At 61.2% G+C, this 255-nt stretch carries 1 pseudogene; it reads right to left on the reverse strand.

The window, feature by feature from the left end:
• Nucleotides 1–215: pseudogene (locus GM672_RS29055) on the reverse strand (IS3 family transposase); the annotation flags it as partial.
• Nucleotides 216–255 lie beyond the last annotated feature (40 nt).

Here is a 255-nt window from a genome sequence, read left to right on the forward strand (position 1 = left end):
ATCAGGCTGCGCGTGCGGTTCACCAAGGCGCCGGCGCGGCGATAGCCGTAAGTCGGCAATGCCGTGATCTCGGCACGCACGGCATCGGCAATCGTTGCGTCAGCGGCTGGATCAAGCCTGGCCAACGTACGACCATCGATCCAGTCTACAGGACGCGCAAGGCGATCAATAATGTTCGAGCGCGCTACACCAAGAACAGCGCAGACCGGCTTCACTGGCCGTCCTTGTCCAATAAGGGTGAGCGCGCAATCCACT

Origin of the sequence: Pseudoduganella buxea (assembly GCF_009720835.1) — a bacterium.
GTDB lineage: Bacteria > Pseudomonadota > Gammaproteobacteria > Burkholderiales > Burkholderiaceae_D > Rugamonas > Rugamonas buxea.